Below are 20885 nucleotides of genomic sequence, written 5' to 3'. Positions count from 1 at the left end.
ACAACCCGTGTCGCGGTCCACAGCCGTCACCGGCCGCCGGGTTTTCCACGGCTGTCCACCGGTTGTCCACCGCTAATCCACCGGGTTTCTCCCCAGTGTTGTGGACAGCGCCGGCCGCGTCGACCGTCGTCATCCCCAGAACCTTCAACAGGTCGCCCACAGGCCGACCGTCGTCGGTGGACAACCCGACCGTCGTCCCCAGGCGTCCACAGCGTCGTCCCCAGGGGTTGTCCACAGTCTGTGGGTAACCGGACCGGAACCGAGCGTGGTTATCCACCGCCTGTGACACAAGGGATGTGGACAAGCGGGCCGAGTTGTGGATGAACACGACCCCGATCGTGGGCCCTGAACCGGGTCGAGGGTCAAGCCCGGCTCTCCACAGGCACGAAAAAGCCCGGCCGGTGGGTCCGGCCGGGCGTCGTGTCGGCGTACGGATCAGGTGGTCTGCTTGATCCGGTTGGTCAGCTCGGCGATCTGGTTGTAGAGCGAGCGCCGCTCCGCCATCTGCTGGCGGATCTTCCGGTCGGCGTGCATGACGGTGGTGTGGTCCCGGCCGCCGAACGCCTGCCCGATCCGGGGCAGCGACAGGTCGGTCAGCTCCCGGCACAGGTACATGGCCACCTGGCGGGCGTTGACCAGCACCCGGGACCGGGAGTGGCCGCGCAGGTCCTCCAGGCTCACCCCGAAGTAGTCCGCGGTGGAGGCCATGATCTGGTCGGCGTTGATCTCCGGTCCGGCGCCGTCCGGCATGAAGTCCCGCAGGACCTCCTCGGCCAGCGACAGCTCGACCGACGAGCGGGTGAGGCTGGCGAACGCGGTGACCCGGATCAGCGCGCCCTCGAGTTCCCGGATCGAGTTCGACACCCGGGAGGCGATGAACTCCAGCACGTCCGGTGGGGCGTACATCCGCTCCTGCGCGGCCTTCTTCTGCAGGATCGCGATCCGGGTCTCCAGGTCCGGCGGCTGGATGTCGGCCAGCAGCCCCCACTCGAACCGGGTCCGCATCCGGTCCTCCAGCGTGGCGAGCTGGCGCGGCGACCGGTCGGAGGTGATCACGATCTGCTTGTTGGCGTTGTGCAGGGTGTTGAAGGTGTGGAAGAACTCCTCCTGCGTCCGCTCCCGGTTCTCCAGGAACTGGATGTCGTCGATCAGGAGGATGTCCACGTCCCGGTAGCGGCGCTGGAACGCGCTCGTCTTGTCGTCCCGCAGCGAGTTGATGAAGTCGTTGGTGAACTCCTCGGTCGAGACGTACCGGACCGAGCGGGCGTTGCCCAGCGTCGTGGCGTAGTGCCCGATGGCGTGCAGCAGGTGGGTCTTGCCCAACCCGGAGTGGCCGTAGATGAACAGCGGGTTGTACGCCTTCGCCGGCGACTCGGCCACCGCCACGCTCGCCGCGTGGGCGAAGCGGTTGGACGAGCCGATGACGAACGTCTCGAACATGTACTTCGGGTTGAGCCGATTGCCGCCGCTCTCCGCCCCGCCGGGCAGCCGCCGGTCGGCCGGGCCACCGGGACGGTGGTCCAGGGCGCCGCGGCCGGGGCCGCTGTCCGTGGCGCCCTCGCGGGGCAGGCCGCGCAGCGGCGGGGCGTCGGCCGGGCCGGGCGCCTCCCGGTAGCGGGGCTCGTAGCCACCGGCGTCGGGGGCGGGCGTCTCGACCCGGGCCCGCTCGTCGAAGGCGCGGCGTTCGGGGGCGGCGCGCAGCGGCTCGGCGAAGGCGGCGCTGAAGAGCGTGTCCTGCCCGTCCCGGCTGGCCGGGATCAGCTGGGGGCGGGCGCCGTCGGCGGTGCGCTGCCGGGGGGCCGGCTCCTCGGCCGGCGGCTCCGGGCGCGGGTCGGCGTACGCGGGGGCCTCCGGCCGGGCCGGCGGGAAGCCCAGGTCGGGGAAGCCGGGCGCGGCGTCCGCCGGTGCGGGCTGGTCGAAGCCGGCGAGCAGGTCGGCGGTGCCTGCGAGCGGCTCGGGGGCGCTGCGGTAGACGGTGCCGGCCGGGCGAGCCCCCGGGTCCTCGGCCACGCGAACGGTGACGGCGACCTGGATGGGCCGGCCGAGCCGGCGGCTCAACGCCTCGGTGATGGCCGGGCGGAGGCGGGACTCGATCACGTCCCGGGTGAACGCGTCCGGCACGGAGAGCAGCGCGGTGTCCTCGACGATCGCGCGGAGCCGGGTCAACCGGAGGTACGCCCGCTGCTGCGCGGAGATGATCTCGTCGGCGAGCTCGTCGGTCGTCGCCGTCCACACCGCGGCAAGGTCGTTCGATCCGGTCACCGTCGTGCCACCCCCTCGCCTCTCCTCACGCCCGCCCGGACGGCTGACCGGTCGTCATCCACAAGTTATCCACAGCCTGTGTGTACCGACCGATTGTGGCCGCCCACCGGACGCGGGTCGGACCTGCCCCCTGGTTCCCGGAGGCGCTGAAGCGGGTTCACCGTGCCGAACGATTCACTACCTTGTCCGGTCTTGCCGGTCAGCGACAAACCGAGACCCCCGACGCTGACCGCAATCGGGCACGCTAACAGCGCGGACCCCGCGCCATCAACCGTCGACACCGGGGCAGCCTTGTCAACATCAGTGAAAACCGCCCCTTCGGTCGCGCTTCCGGCGCTGGTCGGGGCCCTGGTGTGAGGTTTGACGGTCATTGCCGCCCTGCGTAGGCTGGAACGGCTGCTCTCTCGCCCTCTGCTAGGGTGATGGGTGCTTGCTGTCCGCGGTCGCCTCCCCGCATCGCCGAGGTCCCGCGCCGCCGGACAGCACCGATCGGAGGCCACCGCAGAGGTGGCCTGGACCACCACACGACCCCGGGCGATCCCCCGCGCGGGGCCGACGACAACGGAGAGCCTGACGTGAGCAAGCGCACCTACCAGCCGAACAACCGCCGGCGCGCGAAGACCCACGGCTTCCGGCTGCGCATGCGCACCCGTGCCGGCCGCGCCATCATCTCGACCCGTCGCGCCAAGGGCCGCACCCGCCTGTCGGCCTGAGGCCGACCGGTCCGGTCCGGGGACGTGGGCAGTCGTGCTGGCCGCCGCGCAACGACTGCGGCGCAGTAGCGACTTCGCCGCAGCGGTCCGGGGTGGTCGCCGCGTCGGCCGCGGCGCCGTCGTGGTCCACCTGACCCTCCCCGAGCAGACCGGACCCACCGCGACACCCTCGCCGGAGCCGGCGCGGAGCAGCGGTGCGGAGACCTCCGCACCCCGCCGCGCCGGCTTCGTCGTCTCCAAGGCCGTCGGCAACGCCGTGGTCCGGAACAAGGTCCGCCGCAGGCTCCGCCACCTGGTCCGCGAGCGGCTTGACGACCTGCCCGCCGGCAGCACCCTGGTGGTACGCGCCCTGCCGCCGGCCGCCGAGGCGTCGTACGCCCGGCTCGGGGCCGACCTGGACGCCGCCCTCGCCGCCGCGCGCTCCCCCCGAGGTCGGCGGTCCCGGTGACCGAACACACTGCCGCGCGGCGGCCCACCACCGGTGCCCGCATGCTGCTGGCGCCCATCATCGCGTACCGTCGGTGGATAAGTCCGGCACTGCCGGCCCGCTGCCGGTTCTACCCGTCGTGCAGTGCCTACGCCGTCGAGGCGGTGTCCCGGCACGGTGCGCTGCGGGGAGCCTGGCTGACGGTCCGGCGGCTGTCGCGCTGCCACCCCTTCCACCCAGGTGGACACGACCCGGTGCCGGAGCCGGGCGACCGCCGCCGTTCCGACGTGACTGGAGCCTGAGTGTTTAGTCTCGACTGGATCTACTACGCGATCTCGTGGATCCTGCTGACCTGGCACTCGGCCTGGGACGCCATCGGGGTCTCGGTCGACGCCGTGATCGGCACGAACTGGGCCTGGATCCTCTCCATCATCTTCCTGGTGGTGACGGTCCGGGTGATCCTGTTCCCGGTCTTCGTCAAGCAGATCAAGTCGCAGCGGGCCATGCAGGCGCTCCAGCCCAAGGTCAAGGAGCTGCAGGAGAAGCACAAGGGTGACCGGGAGACGCTCCAGAAGGAGATGATGGAGCTCTATCGGACCGAAAAGGCCAACCCGCTCATGGGCTGCCTTCCGATGTTCCTCCAGATCCCGGTCTTCCTCGGCCTGTTCCACACGCTCAAGCGGCTCAACCCCGACAACCAGGGCAAGACCCTGTACGGCTGGACCGTCGAGCAGTTCAACAGCGCCTCGAACGCGAAGCTCTTCTCCGCCCCGATCTCCGGAAAGTTCGGCTCCACGGCCGCCGAGATGGCGTCGCTCGGCGCGAACCTCACCACCGTGAAGATCGTCGCCGGCGTGCTGGTCTGCATCATGATCGCCACGACCTACCTGACCAGCCGGCAGATGATCCTCAAGACCGGTTGGGCCGAGGACCCGCAGCAGCGCATGGTGCAGCGGCTGATGCTCTACGGCATCCCGTTCTCGTTGCTCATCTCGGGCGCCATCTTCCCGATCGGTGTGATCATCTACTGGGTCACCAACAACCTCTTCACCCTCGGCCAGCAGCAGTGGGTGCTGCGGAAGTTCCCGCCGCTGGTGCCGCCGAAGAGCAGCACCGCCGGGAAGGCGACGGCCGGCAAGAACGCCCAGCCGGCCAAGACCGGTGGCCTGCTCGGCCGCAAGACCGCCCAGCCGGCCGTCAAGGCCCCGGCCGCCGCCCCCAAGGTCGCCGGCCCGAAGCCCGGCGCCAAGCCGGTCAACCCGAAGAAGAGCGGCAGCCGCCCCGCCAAGCGACAGGGCTGAGCCCACCGGGCCGCCGCCGGAGACCCGGTGGCGGCCCGTTCCGGCCCCCGAGCTGCCACCGAGAGGTCGGCGCCGGGCCGGAACCGCCGCGCGGAGCGCGGTCACGGGCGAAACTGGCCCGTACAGACGTGCCCGAGGGCACCGGCGAAACCTCCCGCCGGCCCCGGGAGACCAGCGGACCCGACGGTCCGGCCGAGCGAGTACGGAGATGAGACCGTGACCGACACCAGCATCCCCAGCGCCGACGAGTCCCTGGACGAGGAGAGCGCGCCGGCCGCCACCACCGAGGAGGCCGAGGAGACCCAGGGCGAGGCCCGGGAGAAGAAGGCCCCCGCCGACAGCGACCTGTTCCGGCAGAGCGAGATCGCCGCCGACTACGTCGAGGGCCTGCTCGACATCCTCGACTACGACGGCGACATCGACGAGCTGGTCTCCGGCGGCCGCCCGGTCGTCGAGGTGGTCGGCGGGCGCCTGCAGAACCTGGTCGGTCAGCGCGGCGCCACCCTGGAGGCGCTGCAGGAGCTGGCCCGGCTCGCGGTGTTCCGGCAGACCGGTTCGCCGAGCCGCCTGCTGCTCGATGTCGGCGGCTACCGCGCCGCCCGGCGTAAGGAGCTGGCCGCCGTCGCCAAGAACGCGGTGGAGAAGGTCAAGGAGTACGGCGAGCCCGTCCGCCTGGAGCCGATGTCCGCCTTCGAGCGCAAGTGCGTGCACGACGTGGTCAACGCGATGAGCGGCGTGGAGAGCGAGTCCGAGGGCGTCGAGCCGAACCGCCGGATCGTGGTCCGGCCGGTGGCGGACTGACCGGGTGGCTTCCGACAAGACGACGGCGGGTGCCGTGACCGGCCCGGGCGGCGCGCCGCCCGGGCCGTCCCCTGTCCACCCCGACCCGGCCGTCGACCCCGTCTTCTCCGCCGGCGAGGTCCCGGCCGACCCGGCGGTGCCGGCGGGGCCCGCCACCCCGGCGGACCCCACCTTCTCCGGCGAGCGCAGCCCGGAGCCGGTCGTCGCGGCGGACCCGGCCGCCGAGGTGACGCCGGCCCTCTTCAGCGAGCCCCCGCCGCCGGGCGGGTCCACGAGGCCGGAGCCGGCCGGGACGGCCGGTCCCGTCGACCCGGTGTTCGCCGAGCCGACCGCCGCCGCCGTGCCGGCTTCCGGTGACCGGAGCGCCGCGGCGGGGCAGTCCCTTGTGGACGGTGCGGACCGGTCCGCCGGTGAGCAGCCGTCCCCAGCGGGGGCGACGTTGCCGCCCGAGTTGGCGGACGCGGCCCGTACCCTCTTCGGCGACCGGCTCGACCTGGCCGCCGCGTACGCCGAACTGCTGGCCACGGACGGGGTGGTGCGCGGCCTGATCGGCCCCCGCGAGACGCCTCGGCTCTGGGACCGTCACCTGCTCAACTGTGCGGCGATGGCCGAGCGCATCCCGGAAGGGGCCAGCGTCATCGACGTCGGGTCCGGAGCGGGCCTGCCCGGTCTGGTGCTGGCCATCGCGCGCCCCGACCTCACGGTGACCCTTGTCGAGCCGCTCGCCCGGCGGACCTCCTTCCTGATCGAGGCGGTGCAGCACCTCGGGCTGACCCGATCGGTCCGGGTGTTCCGCGGGCGTGCCGAGGAGGCCGCCACGGGGTCGCGCGACCGGGAGCCGCTGAGCGCCGACATCGTGACCGCGCGCGCCGTGGCGGCGCTGGACCGGCTCGCTGCCTGGTGCCTTCCGCTGACGGTGCCCGGCGGCCGGTTGGTGGCGCTCAAGGGCGCCTCCGCCGCCGAGGAGATCGCCGAGCACGCCCCCGCGGTGACCCGACTCGGCGGCGGCGAGCCGGAGTTGCACCGGTGCGGGGCCGACGTGATCGATCCGCCTGCCACGGTGATCGAGGTGGTCCGCGAACGGGTGGTCGGCCCGGCCAAAAAGAAGGGGCCGAAGCGCTCGCGAGGTGGTCGCCGCCGCGGCTCCCACGGTCGGGACCGCTGACGCGGTAAGGCCTTCCGGGCGCCCACCCGGTCGTTGGACCGGGTGGGCGTGAGCTCATCGATCAGAACCCGACGTGGACCCGCTGCGCCCGTCGGCCGTAGGCTGGCCGCGCGTCGATAGTGTGGAGCGGCGGTGCCGGGCGGCACCCGAACCCGACCGTTCCCGCCGGGCCTTTGACGCCGCGCGGTGAGCGCGGGGGCTGATTGACGGGGTGCGGACCGACCATCCGGAGCGGGCAGGGATGACAGGTGCATGACGACGGCAGGTACGACGATCGACGGGTGACCGGGCCCGGAGGGCAGCCCTCCGCCACCGGCCCCGTTTCACGTGAAACCACCTATCAGGGCTGGCCGGCGAGCGGTGAGCCCGACGACCCGTCCACGCGTCCTCCGGACTGCGATCCGGTGGTGCGCCGGGAGGCGCCGTCGACGGGTGCGGTGCGGCCGACGTCTTCCGTACCGGCGAACGTGCCGCTGGCCCGGGACCCGCACGACCCGAACGGTGGCCCGGCGAACGCGCCCACCCCTCGTCCGGCCCCGGTACGCGGGAACGCGGCGGTCCCCGCGCGCTACGAACCGCAGCCGCCGGTGGTGGCCGTGCCGCAGCAGCCCACTCCGGAAGCCGCCCCGGACGTGGCCGCTGGCGTGGCCGCCCCTACCGACACGCCACCCGCCGCCGGCTACGACGACGAACCCCCCGCGAGCACGTACGTTTCACGTGAAACCCCGACGCGCGAAGAGGATGACCCACCGTTGGCTATGGAGGCTATGCGCGCCGTGCAGATCCTGAATCCCAGTGGTGAGGTCACCATGCCCCGCCCCGAACGGACCCGGGTGATGTGCGTCGCCAACCAGAAGGGCGGCGTGGGTAAGACCACGACCACGGTGAACCTGGCGGTGGCACTCGCCCTGCACGGCAACCGGGTACTGGTGGTCGACCTCGACCCGCAGGGGAACGCCTCCACGGGGCTCAACGTGCCGCACCACACCGGGGTGCCGGACGTTTACGACTGCCTCATCGACAGCGTGCCGCTGGAGGAGGTGGCGCAGGCCGTCGACGGCATCCCGAACCTGTGGTGCGTACCGGCCACCATCGACCTGGCGGGCGCCGAGATCGAACTGGTCTCCGTGGTCGCCCGGGAGTCCCGGCTGGCCCGGGCCATCGCCGCGTACCCGGGGCACTTCGACTACGTCTTCATCGACTGCCCGCCGTCGCTCGGCCTGCTGACCGTCAACGCGCTGGTCGCCGCGCAGGAGGTGCTGATCCCCATCCAGTGCGAGTACTACGCGCTGGAGGGTCTCAACCAGCTGATCCAGAACATCAACCTGGTCCGGCAGCACCTCAACCCGAAGCTCGAGGTCTCCACCATCCTGCTCACCATGTACGACCGGCGTACCCGGTTGGCCGACGCGGTGGAGCAGGACGTCCGGAACCACTTCGGGGACAAGGTGCTCCAGGCCGTGATCCCCCGGAACGTACGGGTCTCCGAGGCGCCCAGCTACGGGCAGTCCGTGATGACCTACGATCCCGGTTCGCGGGGGGCCACGAGCTACTTCGAGGCCGCTCAGGAAATCGCCGAGCGAGGCGTCATGGAGCCGGTGAGCCGGAATGCGTAGTGCGGAGAAGTCGCTGGGAGGCGTCGCATGAAGAACCGTCCTCGCGGCGGACTGGGCCGAGGGCTCGGTGCCCTCATCCCCACCGGGCCCGTGCCGGGCAGCGCCCCGGCAGCCGCCGAAACCGAGAACGGTACGGCGGCAGCCGTCCCGGCCACTCCCTCCGGCGGTGCGGCGGCGACGATGACCGGAGCCGTCGGCGCCGGCGAGGTGACCACTCCTGCCGCCCCGGCCGCGGAGCCGGAGCCGCAACTGAGCCCGGTCCCGGGAGCCCGCTTCGCCGAGATCCCGGTCGACAGCATCGTGCCGAACCCGAAGCAGCCGCGGCACGTCTTCGACGAGGAGGCGCTGGAGGAGCTGAAGACCTCGATCCAGGAGGTGGGTTTCCTCCAGCCGATCGTGGTCCGCCAGCTCGACAGCGAGAAGTACGAACTCGTCATGGGCGAGCGGCGCTGGCGTGCCGCCCAGGCGGTCGGCCGGGAGAGCATCCCCGCCATCGTCCGGGACACCAAGGACGACGCGATGCTCCGGGACGCGCTGCTGGAGAACATCCACCGGGCCAACCTCAACCCGCTGGAAGAGGCGGCCGCGTACCAGCAGCTGCTGGAGGAGTTCGGCGCGACGCACGAGGAACTGGCCCGCCGGATCGGCCGGAGCCGGCCGCAGATCTCCAACACCATCCGGCTGATGAACCTGCCCGCCCAGGTGCAGCGCCGGGTCGCCGCCGGGGTGCTCTCCGCCGGTCACGCCCGCGCCCTGCTGAGCCTCGACGACGCCGACGCGCAGGAGCAGCTCGCCAAGCGCATCGTCGCCGAGGGCATCTCCGTACGCGCCACCGAGGAACTCGTCGCCCTGGCGCTGGCCGACGGTCCGGCGAAGACCCCGGCCGCGAAGCGCCGGCCGAAGGCGCACGCGCCCGCGCTGACGGACCTCGCCGATCGGCTCTCCGACCGCTTCGACACCCGGGTGAAGGTCGACATCGGCCGGAGCAAGGGGAAGATCACGATCGAGTTCGCGACGGTCGACGACCTGGAGCGGATCGTCGGGATCATCGGGGTGGGCCAGGAGGAGCAGCCCGGGGAGTGAGTACGTCCCAGTCGGTCTCGGCCGCGTGGTCCCTGCGGGGGCGACGCGGCCGAGTCATTTGGAGGGCTCGCCGGCCACCTCGGAGCTAGCGGGCGGGTTCTTTCCGGGATGGTGCCGGGGTTCGGGCTGCTGGGCGCCAACTGTGGAGGCGCGGGCGCGCCAAGGTGCAGGGGCCGGGCGAGGGTTCTCGCCTCTGCTGCACCCCGTCGCCGTTTCCCGGCGGGACGAGCGCTGCGTCTGAGGCCCATCTGTTAGCGCCGGCGGGTTGTTGAGCGGGCGGCAAGCGGTGCGGCCGATGCCGCTTCGGGGGGCGGGCGCGGGCGGGGTGCGTTTCACGTGAAACGGTGACGGACGCGAGAACTCAGTTCCACGGAGGAACTCGGCGCCGGTCGTTCCCGCCGCTCCTCACCGCCGGTCGCACAGGTGCCGCGTTCCGGGTCGGCGGGCGGGTCGGTGGCTCATCGAACAGCCAGCTCCCGCCGGTCGCCCCGTGGCGGCCCTTCCCATTCCGCTGGTTCCGTCTGCAGCCGTCGGTTGCCCCGCGCGCCGAATTCTGTCTGCGGTCGGCACTGGTCACTCCCATGCCCGTCGCCTCCTCCAGGCTCGGCGCTACCCCTTGCCGCAGCGATACCCCTTGCGCTGGCGCCGGCCTTGCTCCCGGCGCCGGCCTTGGTCCCGGCGGCGCCTGGGTCCCGACGATGGCCTGCGTCCCGGCGGCGGCCTTCGTCCTAGCGGTGGCTTTCGCCTGGGACGGCACTCCTGCCGCTCGGCCTCCACCTGTTCTTCCACCGGTGGCGCGCTGCCCGGCGGCGCGTTGCCCGTGCGTCCTGCCCGGCGGCGCCATCGCCCGGTGGCGCGCCTGCTCGATAGAGCCCTCGCCGGGCGGCACCGCCAGCTCCCGTCGGCACTGCCTCCCCGGCACCGCCAGCTCCCGTCGGCACTGCCTCCCCCGCACCGCCAGCTCCCGTCGGTACTGCCTCCCCGGCACCGCCAGCTCCCGTCGGCACTGCCTCCCCGGTGGCGCCGTGTTTCCGGCGGCACCTCAATGCCGGCAGCACCTCAATGCGAACAGCAACGCAATGGCGGCGGCACCGCTGCCTCCCCGTCGGCACGTTGCCCCAGGGCGGTACCCCTTGCCCGGCGGTGCCCTCGCCCCATGGTCTCGCCGAGGCCCGGTGTCCTCACCCTGAGCCGGCAATCCACCGCGAGCCCTCTTGACGATGTCGTCCGTTGACTCGTGCCTCATCGCTCCGGTCGTCGTTGGGCGCTGCTCCGGGGAATCGCCTCCTGTCTCACAGACCGTTCGTCGCGAGGGCTGTGTGACCTTCTGAAGCCCTCTGCCGTCCGCCGTGGCGTGGCGGGGGGTCCGCCCGATCTGGAGCCGGCTCTGAGGCACTGGACGGGCGCGGCGGCGGCTCCCATGTCACAGCAGTGCCCTGGTCCCCTTTCGTTCGCGGTAGAGATGACGTCCCGGTCCCTGGCCGCTCCGGGTCCGAGCACCCCCCGAGTCGCACGGTGAACTGTGGGTCGCGTCTCCGCTCGGGATGGGGCCGGCTTCGTGTTGATGAGCGGAAGAGGCATCTCGGCAGGGATAGCGGAGCGGCCCGGTTCTGCCCCAGGAGCGCGCCGCCACTTCTCTGTTTCACGTGAAACGGCCGGACCCACCCGTCCATCGACCGACGGACGGCCCGGACGGCCCTCCTGCCCAGGGCTGCGCGCGGGGCCCTAAACGCCCGGACGGTGACCGGATGGGGCCGGCTGCTCGCTCACGCGAAGCTAGGAAGTCCGCGTCATGGGCGCGGTCGACCCCGTGGCTCGCCCGGCGGGATGTCCGCGGGTGCCTGACCGAGGACTGCTCTGACTTTCCGCCCTCGCCCTGCCGCTCGAAAGAGGCCCGTCCTTCAGTCCAGCACCGGACGAGGTCGGATCAAGCCCTACGGAAGATGTCTGCGCGGGAGCCCCGCCCCGGTCCGCCGAGGAGTGGTCGGTCGAGGAGCGGGTCGGCCCAGGAGTCGGTCGGGCAAGGAGTCGGTCGGTCGAGGAGCGAGTCGGTCGAAGAGTGGGTCCGCCGAGGAGTGGTTCGGCCGAGCGGTGAGGCCGATCGGGCGGTGAGGCCGATCGGGCGGCGAGGCCGATCGGGCGGCGAGGCCGATCGGGCGGCGAGGCCGATCGGGCGGCGAGGCCGATCGGGCAGGGCGACTGGGCGGCGGGGCGATCGGACAGCGAGGTCGGTCGAGCAACGGGCGGTCGGACAGCGAAGCCTGTTGGGAGCCGAGGCCGATCGGACAACGAATTCGCCGGCTCGGTGCAAGCCGTCACGGCGGCGGCGCACCAACCAGAGCGGTTCGAGAGGACCGAGACGAGCGAAGCTTGATCGCCTCCGACCGTGGGTCGGCCGCATCCGGGCCGCGAAGGACATCGCCTGACGGCGGCCCGGTGCCTCCATGAGCCCGCCGCAGGAGGGCCGTTTCACGTGAAACAAGCCCGCACAGCCGCCCTCCGATCCCTCCGGACAACCTCCTCGCGGAGAAGCCGGAGAGCCGGAAAACAGGCCGGTGCGGATGGCCGGCTCGCTCGTTAGGAAGGAAGGACCGAGGCGCCCCGGAACCCGTGGACAGCCCACCCTCGTTATCCACAGCAGTTTTCCACAGGCCCTCGCCGTTTCACGTGAAACAGCGCGCGAAAACCCTTGCTGAGCAGTGGATGACGCGGTGTGGTGGTGATCTCAGCACCCTGTGGACAACGTGGTGGACAACCCGTTGTGGATCGACGAGGAACGCTCGCCTGCCCGGCGGTCAGGTAGGGACAGGCGTCGCCAACTCGGTTAGGGTCAGCGTCGTGCAGGACACCCCTCCCTCAGTCCCGGACTTCACCCAGTGGCCCTCCTTTCCCTTCGAGGGCGATCTCCACGTCAAGCAGCTCGACGAGCCGGTACCGGTCGAGCCTCCCCGCCGCGGCGAGGGGCACCGGGAATGCACCGCCTGCAATGCGCCGGACGAGGCGTACATCTGGGTGGGTGAGCGGTGGCGGGTCCGGGCCATGGACCGACCCACCGGCCTCCCGATGGTGTTGATCCTGGAGTCCCGGTCGCACCTTGATCTCGGCGACCTGCCCAACCTGCTCGCCGCCGAGTTGGGCGTGATGACCGTGCGCCTGGAGCGGGCCATCCGCTCGCTGGACGGCGTGGCCCGGGTGCACGTCAACCGCTGGGGTGACGGGTCGGCGCACCTGCACATGTGGTTCCTGGCGCGGCCGTACGGGCGGCTGCAACTGCGGGGCACGTTCCTGTCCCTGTGGGACTCGATCCTGCCGCCGATCTCCGAGGCGCAGTGGCGGGAGAACCTGGCCATGGTCGCCGCGTGGCTCGCCGAGTTCGGTGGCCGTCCTCTCGCCGAGCCGCCCCGCATTCAGTGGCAGGCGCCGTCGAGCCTCGCCGCGCAGTCGGCTGGCGAGGCGGCCGCGGAGCCCGAGGAGGAGACCGCCTCCGTGATCGAGGCGGCGGACGAGATCCCCGAGGCCGAAGCCGCGGAGCCGCCCGCGACCCAGGAGCCAGCGAACGCGGGCTCCGCGGAAAAGCCCGAGGAACCGGCGCGGGCGGGCGCAGCGGAGAAGCCCGAGGAGGCCGAGGAGCCGCGGCAGACCCAGGCGCCGAGGTAAGCGGCCGGGTCAGCCTGACGTCAGGGGCGGCGGGCGGCGGCGCGGGTGACCAGAGTGCCGAGCGCCCGCCCGAAGTCCAGCCCGGCCGCCTGGACGGCCAGCGGCAGCAGCGAGGTTTCGGTCATCCCCGGGGAGACGTTGACCTCCAGCACGTGCGGCTGGCCCTCCGCGTCGACGATCAGGTCGACCCGGGAGAGGTCGCGCAGCCCGAGCGCGGTGTGGGCGGCGAGCGCCACCTCGGCCACCCGTTCGGTCGTCTCGGGATCGAGCCGGGCCGGTGCGTGCCAGGTGGTGCGGCCGGCGGTGTAGCGGGCCGCGTAGTCGTAGACGCCGTTGCGGGGCACGATCTCGACCGGCGGAAGCGCCTGCGGGCCCTCGCCCAGGTCGAGCACGGAGACCGCCACGTCCATCCCGGGCACGTAGCGCTCGACCAGCGCCGTCTGGTCGTACGCGAAACAGCCGACCATGGCGGCCGGCAGCGACGCGGCGTCCCGGACCACGGCGGCGCCCAGCCCGGAGCCGCCCTGCGCGGGCTTGACCATCAGGGGCAGGCCGAGCCGGTCGGCGATCCGGTCCAGGACGGCCACCGCGCCGAGCTCGGAGAACCGGTCGTGCGGCAGCGCCACCCAGTCGGGCGTGGGGATGCCGGCCTCGCGCAGCACCGCCTTGGCGGAGGGCTTGTCCCAGGCGAGCCGGGACGCGCGGGCGTCGCAGCCGACGTAGGGCACGTCGCAGAGGTCGAGCACGCCGCGCAGCGAGCCGTCCTCGCCCGTGGCGCCGTGCAGGGCGATCACCACGGCGTCCGGCGGGTCGGCGGCGAGGGCGGGCAGCAGCGCCACGTCGGCGTCCCGCAATTCGGCCTCCACGCCGACCGCGCGCAGCGCGTCGAGCACCCGCCGGCCGGACCGGAGCGAGACGTCCCGCTCGTAGGAGAGTCCGCCGGCGAGCACCAGCACGTGCAGTTCGTCGGTGGCGGGTCCGGTCACGGGAGTGTGTGCGGCAGGGCTGACGGCCATGCGGGAATCATGCCAAGTCGGGGCCGGGCGCGTCCGAGCCGCCCTGCCGGCGCCGCGGACCCGCGCCGCCGACCGCCCCGAAGACCTTGCGCATGGCGATCTCCTGCTCCATCACGCCGGCCAGCCGGCGGACGCCCTCCCGGATCCGCTCCGGCGCCGGGAAGGAGAAGTTGAGCCGCATGTTGCCGCTGCCGGTCCCGTCGGCGTAGAAGCCGGTGCCCGGCACGTACGCGACCCGGGCGGCGATCGCCCGCGGCATCATCGCCTTGGAGTCCAGGCCGTCGGGCAGGGTCGCCCAGACGAAGAGGCCGCCGGCCGGGGTGGTCCAGGTGGTGCCCTCCGGCATCAGGTCCGCGAGCGCGTCGAGCATGGCGTCCCGGCGCTCCCGGTAGACCTCCCGGTAGACCTTGAGCTGCTGCCGCCAGGGCATGGTGCCGAGGTACGTCGAGACGGCGGCCTGCGCGTAGCCGCTCGGGCAGAGGATCTGCGCCTCGCTGGCGATGACCAGCTTGTCGCGGACGGCGTGCGGGGCGAGGATCCAGCCGACCCGCAGGCCGGGCGCGAACGTCTTGGAGAAGGTGCTCAGGTAGAAGACACCGTCGCGGCGTCGGGCCCGCAGCGGCGCGGGCGCCTCGCCCTCGAAACCGAGCTGACCGTACGGGTCGTCCTCCACCACCAGCAGTCCGGCGCGCTCGCAGATGTCGAGCACCCGCTCGCGCCGTTCCTCGCTCAGCGTCACGCCGGTCGGGTTCTGGTAGGTCGGGATGGTGTAGAGGAACTTCACCCGCCGGCCGGCCCGGGCCAGGTCGGCGATTGCCGTCTCCAGCGCCTCCGGGATCAGCCCCTCGTCGTCCATCGGCACGTGCGCCACCTGGGCCTGGGCGGCCTGGAACACCCCGAGTGCGCCGACGTACGTCGGCCCCTCGGCGAGCACCACGTCCCCCGGGTCCAGGAAGAGCCGGGCCACCAGGTCGAGCGCCTGCTGGCCGCCGACGGTGACCACCACGTCCTCGGGCGAGGCGCCGCAGGACGCGTCGATCCCGGAGAGCGCCATCACCTCGCAGATCCGCTCGCGCAGCTCCGGGGTGCCCTGGCCGATGCCGTACTGGAGGGTGGTGGCGCCGTGCTCGGCGCCGAGCCGGCCGAGCATCTCGCCGACCGCGTCGAGCGGCAGCGCCGCGATGTAGGGCGCCCCACCGGCGAGCGAGACCACCTCCGGCCGGCTGGCCACCGCGAAGAGTGCCCGGATCTCGGAGGCCGTCATCCCCCGGACCCGCCGGGCGTACCGGTCGGTGTAGTCGTCGAGCGTCGTGCCGGTCATGACATCACCTCGATCGGGTGTCGGCGGGGCTGCCGCCCGGTGTGGTACCCGCGATGCCGGCAACCATGGCGGCGCGCGGGACGCCGGTTGGTCGATCGTAGTCGCCGCCGTCCAGGACCGGGCCCACCATGTGGGTACGTCCACATCCCGGACCGGCCCGCTCCCCGGCTCGGGTGGGCGTTCGCGCGTCCACTCCCGTAGCGTCGGGTGGGGGCGTACGATCGCTCGTCGGGGGCAGGAAGGCGGCGGGTGACCGCGGTGGTCCCCGCTGGCGAGCCTATGGGTGGGGTGCTCATGTCGCGACGTCTGGTCAGTCTGACCCTGGACACGCTGGAGGACCTGCCCCGCTCCTGCCGGCAGTGCGTCTACTGGGAGCTGGACCCGGTCTCCGCCGAGCGCGCGTGCGCCGCCGGCGATCCGGGGCTGGAGAAGGAGGCCTGGGTCTCCCAGACGCTCCTGGAGTGGGGTTCCTGCGGCAAGCTCGCGTACGTCGACGGCATGCCCGCCGGTTTCGTCATGTACGCCCCGCCGGCGTACGTCCCGCGCTCGATGGCCTTCCCCACCTCGCCGGTCTCCGCGGACGCCGCGCTGCTCATGACGGCCCACGTGGTGCCCGCCTTCGCGGGCGGCGGCCTGGGCCGGATGCTGGTCCAGGGAGTCGCCCGTGATCTCACCAAGCGCGGCATCAAGGCGATCGAGGCGTTCGGCGACGCGAAGTTCGGTGACGACGGGGACGACCCGACCCGGGCCTGCCTCGCACCGGCCGACTTCTTCCTGTCGGTGGGCTTCAAGACGGTCCGCCCGCACCCGCGCTACCCCCGGCTGCGGCTGGAGTTGCGCACCGCGCTGAGCTGGAAGTCCGACGTCGAGTACGCGCTGGAGAAGCTGCTCGGGTCGATGAGCCCGGAGACGCTGCTCCGCCCGGTCCGGCCGGCTCCGGCCACCCGCTCGACCAGCTGACCGGCCGGCGGTCTCAGTCCACCACCGTGCCGGCGGCCACCACCGCCCGCAGCTCGCTCACGTCGATCGAGCCGGTGGGCACGTCCCGCTCGATCGGGAAGTACATCCGCTGCACGGCGGCGACGATGGCCTCGACCACCCGGTCCCGGAACCGGGGGTCCACGAGCCGGCCCCGGTCGGCCGGCGAGGTCAGGTAGCCCACCTCGACGCGGACCGCAGGCATCCGGGTCAGCCGCAGCAGGTCCCACGCCTTGGCGTGGGTACGGCAGTCCCGCAGCCCGGTGCGGGCCACGATCTCCCGCTGCACCAGCCCGGCCAGTCGCTCCCCGGTGGCCGAGGTGACGCCGTTGTCGGTGCCGTAGTGGTAGGTGGCGACCCCGTTGGCCTCGGGGTTGGCGTGCCCGTCGGTGTGCAGCGAGATGAAGACGTCCGCGCCGAGGGAGTTGGCCAGTTGGGCGCGGTCCGCGTCCGGCAGGCAGGTCCGCGGGGACGGGCCGCGGGTGAGCTGCACCCGTACGCCGGCCGCGGCGAGCCGCCCCTCCAGGCGGCTGGCCAGGTCGTGCACGATGTCCGCCTCGGTCCAGCGCAGCGGGCCGTCGGGCACGACCACGCCCGGGTCGGTGCCGCCGTGCCCCGGGTCGATCACCACGGTCCGCCCGACCAGGGTGGGCCCGGCCTGCCGGATGGCGTCGGACTCGCGGAGCCACTGCGGCCGTCCGCCGACCACCTTGCGGCCGAGGCGGCGCAGCGCGTTGATGGTGTGTGGACCGCACGCCCCGTCCGGTTTCAGCCCCATCTCCCGCTGGAACTGCGCGACGGCGCGGGAGGTGCGGACGCCGTAGATGGCGTCGGCGCGGCCCACGTCGTACCCCATCTCCAGGAGCCGTTCCTGGAGCGACCGGACGTCCTCGCCGATTAGCGGCTCGGGGACCGCGTGGTAGAGGGTGCGCGCGCCGAACCGCCAGCGGGCGGCGTCGAGCGCCTGCCAGGTCTCCGCGCCGACCCGCCCGTCCACGCTGAGGCCGCGGGACTGCTGGAACGCCCGGACCGCGCGTTCGGTCTCCGGGTCGAACTCGTCGCCCCCGCCGCCGGCCGGCAGCAGTTCCAGGCCGGTGAGTACGGTGCGGATCTCGGCCACGGCGGGTCCCCGGTCACCGGGTCGGATGGGACGCACGACGACCCCCTCTGCACGGACGCTGGCTGGCCGGACAACCCGACGGGGGTGCTTCCCGCCGCCGAACGCCTAACGGAGCGTACCGTGGCCGGTCACCGACCGGCCCGGGTTCGGGGCAGGTCAGGAAAGGCGGAACCCCCGTCACCCAAGGTCGGGTGGACGGGGGTTCCGGCGGTGTCGGGCGTCGGCTCAGAGCGCCGACTCGATGAGCTTGACCAGCTCGCCCTTCGGCTTGGCGCCGGCGATGGACTGCACCGGCTCGCCGTTCTTGAAGATGGTCAGGGTCGGCACGGACATCACCCGGTAGGTGCGCGCCGTCTCGGGGTTCTCGTCGATGTTGAGCTTGACGATGGTGACCTGGTCAGCCATCTCGCCCGCGATCTCCTCCAGCAGCGGCGAGACCTTGCGGCACGGACCGCACCATTCCGCCCAGAAGTCGACCAGAACCGGCTTGTCGGACTTCAGCACGTCGCTCGCGAAGCTCGCGTCGGTGACCGCCTTGGTTGCTCCCACTATGAACCCTCCTCCGGGACCTTTTCGTGAATCTTTCAGCCTTGCAGGGTGGCGATGAAGCGCTCGGCGTCCAGGGCGGCGGCACACCCCGTGCCGGCCGCCGTGATCGCCTGCCGGTAGGTGTGGTCGACCACGTCACCGGCGGCGAAGACACCCGGGATGCTCGTCCGGGTGCTGGGCGCCTGCACCTTCACGTACCCCTCGTCGTCGAGTTCCACCTGGCCGCGGAACAGCTCACTGCGCGGGTCGTGGCCGATCGCCACGAAGACGCCGGTGACGTCGAGCACCTTGCTCCCGCCGGTGTGCACGTTGCGCACCCGTACGCCGCTGACCTTGCCGTCCTCGCCGAGGATCTCCTCGATCACGCTGTTCCACTCGACCTTGATCTTGTCGTTGCCGAGGGCGCGGGCGGCCATGATCTTGCTGGCGCGGAACGAGTCGCGGCGGTGGATGATCGTCACCGACTCGGCGAACCGGGTGAGGAAGCTGGCCTCCTCCATCGCCGAGTCGCCGCCGCCGACCACCACGATGTGCTGGTTGCGGAAGAAGAAGCCGTCACAGGTGGCGCAGGACGACACGCCGTGGCCCAGGTACTCCTGCTCGCCCGGCACGCCCAGCGGGCGCCAGGCCGAGCCGGTGGAGAGGATGACGGCCTTGGCCCGGTAGGCGGTCTCGCCCACCCAGACGGTGCTGACCGCGTCGGAGCCGGTCTCGCCGGTGTCCTTGAGCTCGACCCGGGTCACGTCGTCGGTGAGGAACTCGGCACCGAACCGCTCGGCCTGCTTGCGCATGTTGTCCATCAGCTCGGGGCCGAGGATGCCGTCCGCGAACCCGGGGAAGTTCTCCACCTCGGTGGTGGTCATCAGCGCGCCACCGGACTGCACGCCCTCGATGACCAGCGGGTTGAGGTTGGCGCGCGCGGCGTAGACCGCCGCCGTGTAACCGGCCGGCCCGGAGCCGATGATGATCAGGTTGCGGACCTCGTCCACTGCCGTCTCCCGAAGTGTGTGTTCGTCACCGGCGCGCACCGATGTCGATCCCGAGTGCCGACGGCTCAACGGCGCCGGCGCCTGACTTGCAGAACGTCATCGTACGAAGCGGGGATTCCCGAGTCGGTCATCCGGTGGGTCACGTCACGTGGCGGGACACGCCCGGGTGACCGTGACCTCACCCTACTCGCGTGGTGAACCGGGTGTCCGCGCCGGATCCGGGAACCCCGCACTCGGGTCCGCTCACCCACGCCCACCGTGCGCCGCCCGCGTCCGTGAAGGTGACCACCAGCGCCGGGCTGCCCCGGAACCGGGCGTAGTCGACCAGGTCGACGGTGAGCGGGCCGGCCGCGTGCTCGCCGCCGATCGCGGACAGGCAGGAGGCCAGCGCCTCCGGGGCGGCGAGCCGGTCCAGCGTCGCGCCGACGCCGACCCGGTGCTCGTCCTCGCTCCCCGAGGTGTCCCCCTTGCCGACGCCCACCGAGGGTGAGGGCGCACCGAACACGGCAAGCGGCTGGGTGAGCCCCTCGGGTGTGTAGTCGGTGCCGCTGTGCCGGGCCGGCCCGGTGGTGCGGAACGGCGCGGCGGCCAGTGGCGCGGCCTCCCCATCGGCCCGGCTCCCCGCGTTGTCGCCCCCCGCGGTGATCCGGCCGGCCCCCGCGTCGAGCAGGTGGCTGACCCCGAACCCGACAGCGGTCACCGAGGCGGCGGCCAGCGCGACCGGACCGGCGAGCCGGGCCCAGCGGCGCGAACGGCGCCCCGGTCCGCTGTTCCGGCCCGGGCGACCCGTGCCGCCTGCCGGATGCGTACCCCGGCTGGGTTGCGCGGGCACGGCGGCCTGGGAGGCGTCGGGGGTGGAGAACGGGCCGGCGCCGGCGAGCGCCGCGTCGATCCGGTCCGCCACGGTGGGCGGCAGCTCCGGGGCGGGCTCGGCGGCCCATGCGGCCAGGTCGGCGTGGACCAGTTCGACCGCCCGGGCCAGGGCGGCGTACGCCTCGGCCCAGGCCGGGTCCTGTTCGACCAGCCGGGCGACGGTGGCCTGCTCCGGGGTGCCGTCCAGCGCACCGCCGAGGTAGTCGGCGAGCAGGTCGTGGTCGACCTCGCTGAACTCCCGGGAAGTCACGTCTCCTCCTGGCTGGCGTCCCGCCGGGACGACCCCGACGTGGATCCGACGCCCTGGGGCGGCCGCGGGTTCCCGCCGGTGACCCGGGGCACGTCCGCCGGCTCGTCGGAGCCGGTCCGCAGGTGCCCCAACAGCACGGCCAGCCGGGCCCGCCCCCGCGCGCACCGGCTCTTCACCGTCCCCTCGGCGACCCCGAGCATGCGGGCCACCTCGGCCACCGGGTAGCCCTGCACGTCCACGAGGACCAGCGCGGCGCGCTGCTCGGCCGGCAGCGCGGCGAGGGCCTGCCGGACCACCAGGACGGTGTCGTGGTCCCGGGCCGGTGCGGCCGGCTCCACCCCGCCGGTGTGCCGGCCGGGCTCCCCGTCCGTGTGCACACCGTCCGGCAGGGGGACCGTGGCGTGCGTCTGGCGCCGCCGGATCCGGTCCAGGCAGGCGTTGACCACGATCCGGTGCAGCCAGGTGGTGACGGCCGAGTCGCCCCGGAACCGGGCCGCGGCGCGGTGCGCCGACAGCAACGCGTCCTGGAGGGCGTCGGCCGCCTCCTCACGGTCGCCGACCGTGCGCAGGGCCACCGCCCAGAGCCGGTCGCGGTGCCGGTGGAACAGCTCGGCGAAGGCGTCCCGGTCACCGGCGACGTGCGCCCGCAGCAGGTCGAGGTCGGACACCCCGGCTGGCGGGCCGTTCCCGGTCGCCGGCCCGGGCGTGCGCCCACCGCGACCCGCCATCACCACGTCCGACGGAGGCGGTGCAGCGGGTGCGGC

The 20885-nt window shown here is 72.9% G+C and carries 18 protein-coding genes; 10 read left to right on the top strand and 8 right to left on the bottom strand.

The features are described 5' to 3' along the window. Positions 1 to 435 precede the first annotated feature (435 nt). Positions 436 to 2262 (bottom strand): chromosomal replication initiator protein DnaA, encoded by a 1827-nt coding sequence (gene dnaA, locus NLX85_RS31325; protein ID WP_254341273.1) that lies wholly within the window; start codon positions 2260 to 2262, stop codon positions 436 to 438. Positions 2263 to 2837: 575 nt separating this feature from the next. On the opposite strand from dnaA, the gene rpmH reads away from it, so the two are divergent. The 9 genes from rpmH to NLX85_RS31280 all read left to right on the top strand — a co-directional run bounded on the left by rpmH (position 2838) and on the right by NLX85_RS31280 (position 13025). Further along, entirely contained in the window at positions 2838 to 2975 is a 138-nt protein-coding gene (gene rpmH / locus NLX85_RS31320; RefSeq protein ID WP_074478258.1) for a 50S ribosomal protein L34, read from the top strand. Between the two features lie 34 nt (positions 2976 to 3009). Next, positions 3010 to 3423: a ribonuclease P protein component gene (gene rnpA / locus NLX85_RS31315; protein WP_254341271.1), complete on the top strand. Its 414-nt coding sequence runs from the start codon at positions 3010 to 3012 to the stop codon at positions 3421 to 3423. A gap of 41 nt (positions 3424 to 3464) precedes the next feature. Next, complete coding sequence (gene yidD, locus NLX85_RS31310) at positions 3465 to 3704, top strand: membrane protein insertion efficiency factor YidD (RefSeq protein WP_013477538.1); 240 nt, start codon at positions 3465 to 3467, stop codon at positions 3702 to 3704. Continuing rightward, positions 3705 to 4703: a membrane protein insertase YidC gene (gene yidC, locus NLX85_RS31305; protein ID WP_254341269.1), complete on the top strand. Its 999-nt coding sequence runs from the start codon at positions 3705 to 3707 to the stop codon at positions 4701 to 4703. Between the two features lie 216 nt (positions 4704 to 4919). Then, positions 4920 to 5504, top strand: coding sequence for a R3H domain-containing nucleic acid-binding protein (locus NLX85_RS31300; RefSeq protein ID WP_254341267.1), 585 nt, complete (start codon positions 4920 to 4922; stop codon positions 5502 to 5504). 385 nt (positions 5505 to 5889) lie between these two features. Next, positions 5890 to 6669, top strand: a complete 780-nt coding sequence (gene rsmG, locus NLX85_RS31295; protein WP_254341416.1) for a 16S rRNA (guanine(527)-N(7))-methyltransferase RsmG — start codon at positions 5890 to 5892, stop codon at positions 6667 to 6669. Between the two features lie 248 nt (positions 6670 to 6917). Then, positions 6918 to 8285, top strand: coding sequence for an AAA family ATPase (locus NLX85_RS31290; protein WP_308210877.1), 1368 nt, complete (start codon positions 6918 to 6920; stop codon positions 8283 to 8285). A gap of 27 nt (positions 8286 to 8312) precedes the next feature. Next, the gene (locus tag NLX85_RS31285) at positions 8313 to 9368 is read left to right on the top strand and encodes a ParB/RepB/Spo0J family partition protein (protein ID WP_254341265.1); all 1056 of its coding nucleotides are present in this window, start codon (positions 8313 to 8315) and stop codon (positions 9366 to 9368) included. Between the two features lie 2838 nt (positions 9369 to 12206). After that, positions 12207 to 13025 carry a hypothetical protein gene (locus NLX85_RS31280; RefSeq protein ID WP_254341263.1) on the top strand — a complete coding sequence of 273 codons (819 nt, stop codon included), beginning with the start codon at positions 12207 to 12209 and terminating at the stop codon, positions 13023 to 13025. Positions 13026 to 13045: 20 nt separating this feature from the next. Here the strand turns inward: NLX85_RS31280 and NLX85_RS31275 are convergent, their stop codons facing one another. Further along, the gene (locus tag NLX85_RS31275) at positions 13046 to 14041 is read right to left on the bottom strand and encodes a D-alanine--D-alanine ligase (RefSeq protein WP_254341261.1); all 996 of its coding nucleotides are present in this window, start codon (positions 14039 to 14041) and stop codon (positions 13046 to 13048) included. Between the two features lie 7 nt (positions 14042 to 14048). Beyond that, a complete protein-coding gene (locus tag NLX85_RS31270; RefSeq protein WP_254341259.1) occupies positions 14049 to 15362 on the bottom strand; it encodes a PLP-dependent aminotransferase family protein in 1314 nt (437 codons plus the stop codon). Between the two features lie 294 nt (positions 15363 to 15656). Between NLX85_RS31270 and NLX85_RS31265 the strand changes: the two genes are divergently transcribed. After that, positions 15657 to 16322: a GNAT family N-acetyltransferase gene (locus NLX85_RS31265; protein WP_091316295.1), complete on the top strand. Its 666-nt coding sequence runs from the start codon at positions 15657 to 15659 to the stop codon at positions 16320 to 16322. A gap of 13 nt (positions 16323 to 16335) precedes the next feature. Here NLX85_RS31265 and NLX85_RS31260 read toward each other — a convergent pair whose 3' ends face one another. From NLX85_RS31260 to sigM, 5 genes are all read right to left on the bottom strand, one after another. Beyond that, positions 16336 to 17496, bottom strand: coding sequence for an N-acetylmuramoyl-L-alanine amidase (locus tag NLX85_RS31260; protein ID WP_254341257.1), 1161 nt, complete (start codon positions 17494 to 17496; stop codon positions 16336 to 16338). A gap of 189 nt (positions 17497 to 17685) precedes the next feature. Continuing rightward, positions 17686 to 18009, bottom strand: coding sequence for a thioredoxin (gene trxA, locus NLX85_RS31255; protein WP_154229253.1), 324 nt, complete (start codon positions 18007 to 18009; stop codon positions 17686 to 17688). Positions 18010 to 18044: 35 nt separating this feature from the next. Further along, positions 18045 to 18998: a thioredoxin-disulfide reductase gene (gene trxB, locus NLX85_RS31250; protein ID WP_254341255.1), complete on the bottom strand. Its 954-nt coding sequence runs from the start codon at positions 18996 to 18998 to the stop codon at positions 18045 to 18047. Positions 18999 to 19176: 178 nt separating this feature from the next. Beyond that, on the bottom strand, positions 19177 to 20121 hold the full coding sequence (locus NLX85_RS31245; RefSeq protein ID WP_254341253.1) for a hypothetical protein: 945 nt from the start codon (positions 20119 to 20121) through the stop codon (positions 19177 to 19179). Further along, on the bottom strand, positions 20118 to 20849 hold the full coding sequence (sigM, locus tag NLX85_RS31240) for an RNA polymerase sigma factor SigM (protein WP_254341251.1): 732 nt from the start codon (positions 20847 to 20849) through the stop codon (positions 20118 to 20120). Before sigM ends, NLX85_RS31245 begins: the two co-directional genes overlap by 4 nt. Positions 20850 to 20885: the final 36 nt, after the last annotated feature.

The sequence above is a fragment of the Micromonospora sp. A3M-1-15 genome, assembly GCF_024213425.1.
Classification (GTDB): domain Bacteria; phylum Actinomycetota; class Actinomycetes; order Mycobacteriales; family Micromonosporaceae; genus Micromonospora; species Micromonospora chersina.
This window is presented reverse-complemented; position numbering and strand designations above follow the sequence as displayed.

Bases quoted from the DNA above. Each gene is read 5' to 3' on its own strand.
- NLX85_RS31265 (WP_091316295.1), top strand. From the start codon at position 15,657: ATGTCGCGACGTCTGGTCAGTCTGACCCTGGACACGCTGGAGGACCTG.
- sigM (WP_254341251.1), bottom strand. From the start codon at position 20,849: ATGGCGGGTCGCGGTGGGCGCACGCCCGGGCCGGCGACCGGGAACGGC.
- NLX85_RS31270 (WP_254341259.1), bottom strand. From the start codon at position 15,362: ATGACCGGCACGACGCTCGACGACTACACCGACCGGTACGCCCGGCGG.
- NLX85_RS31275 (WP_254341261.1), bottom strand. From the start codon at position 14,041: ATGGCCGTCAGCCCTGCCGCACACACTCCCGTGACCGGACCCGCCACC.
- yidD (WP_013477538.1), top strand. From the start codon at position 3,465: ATGCTGCTGGCGCCCATCATCGCGTACCGTCGGTGGATAAGTCCGGCA.
- NLX85_RS31285 (WP_254341265.1), top strand. From the start codon at position 8,313: ATGAAGAACCGTCCTCGCGGCGGACTGGGCCGAGGGCTCGGTGCCCTC.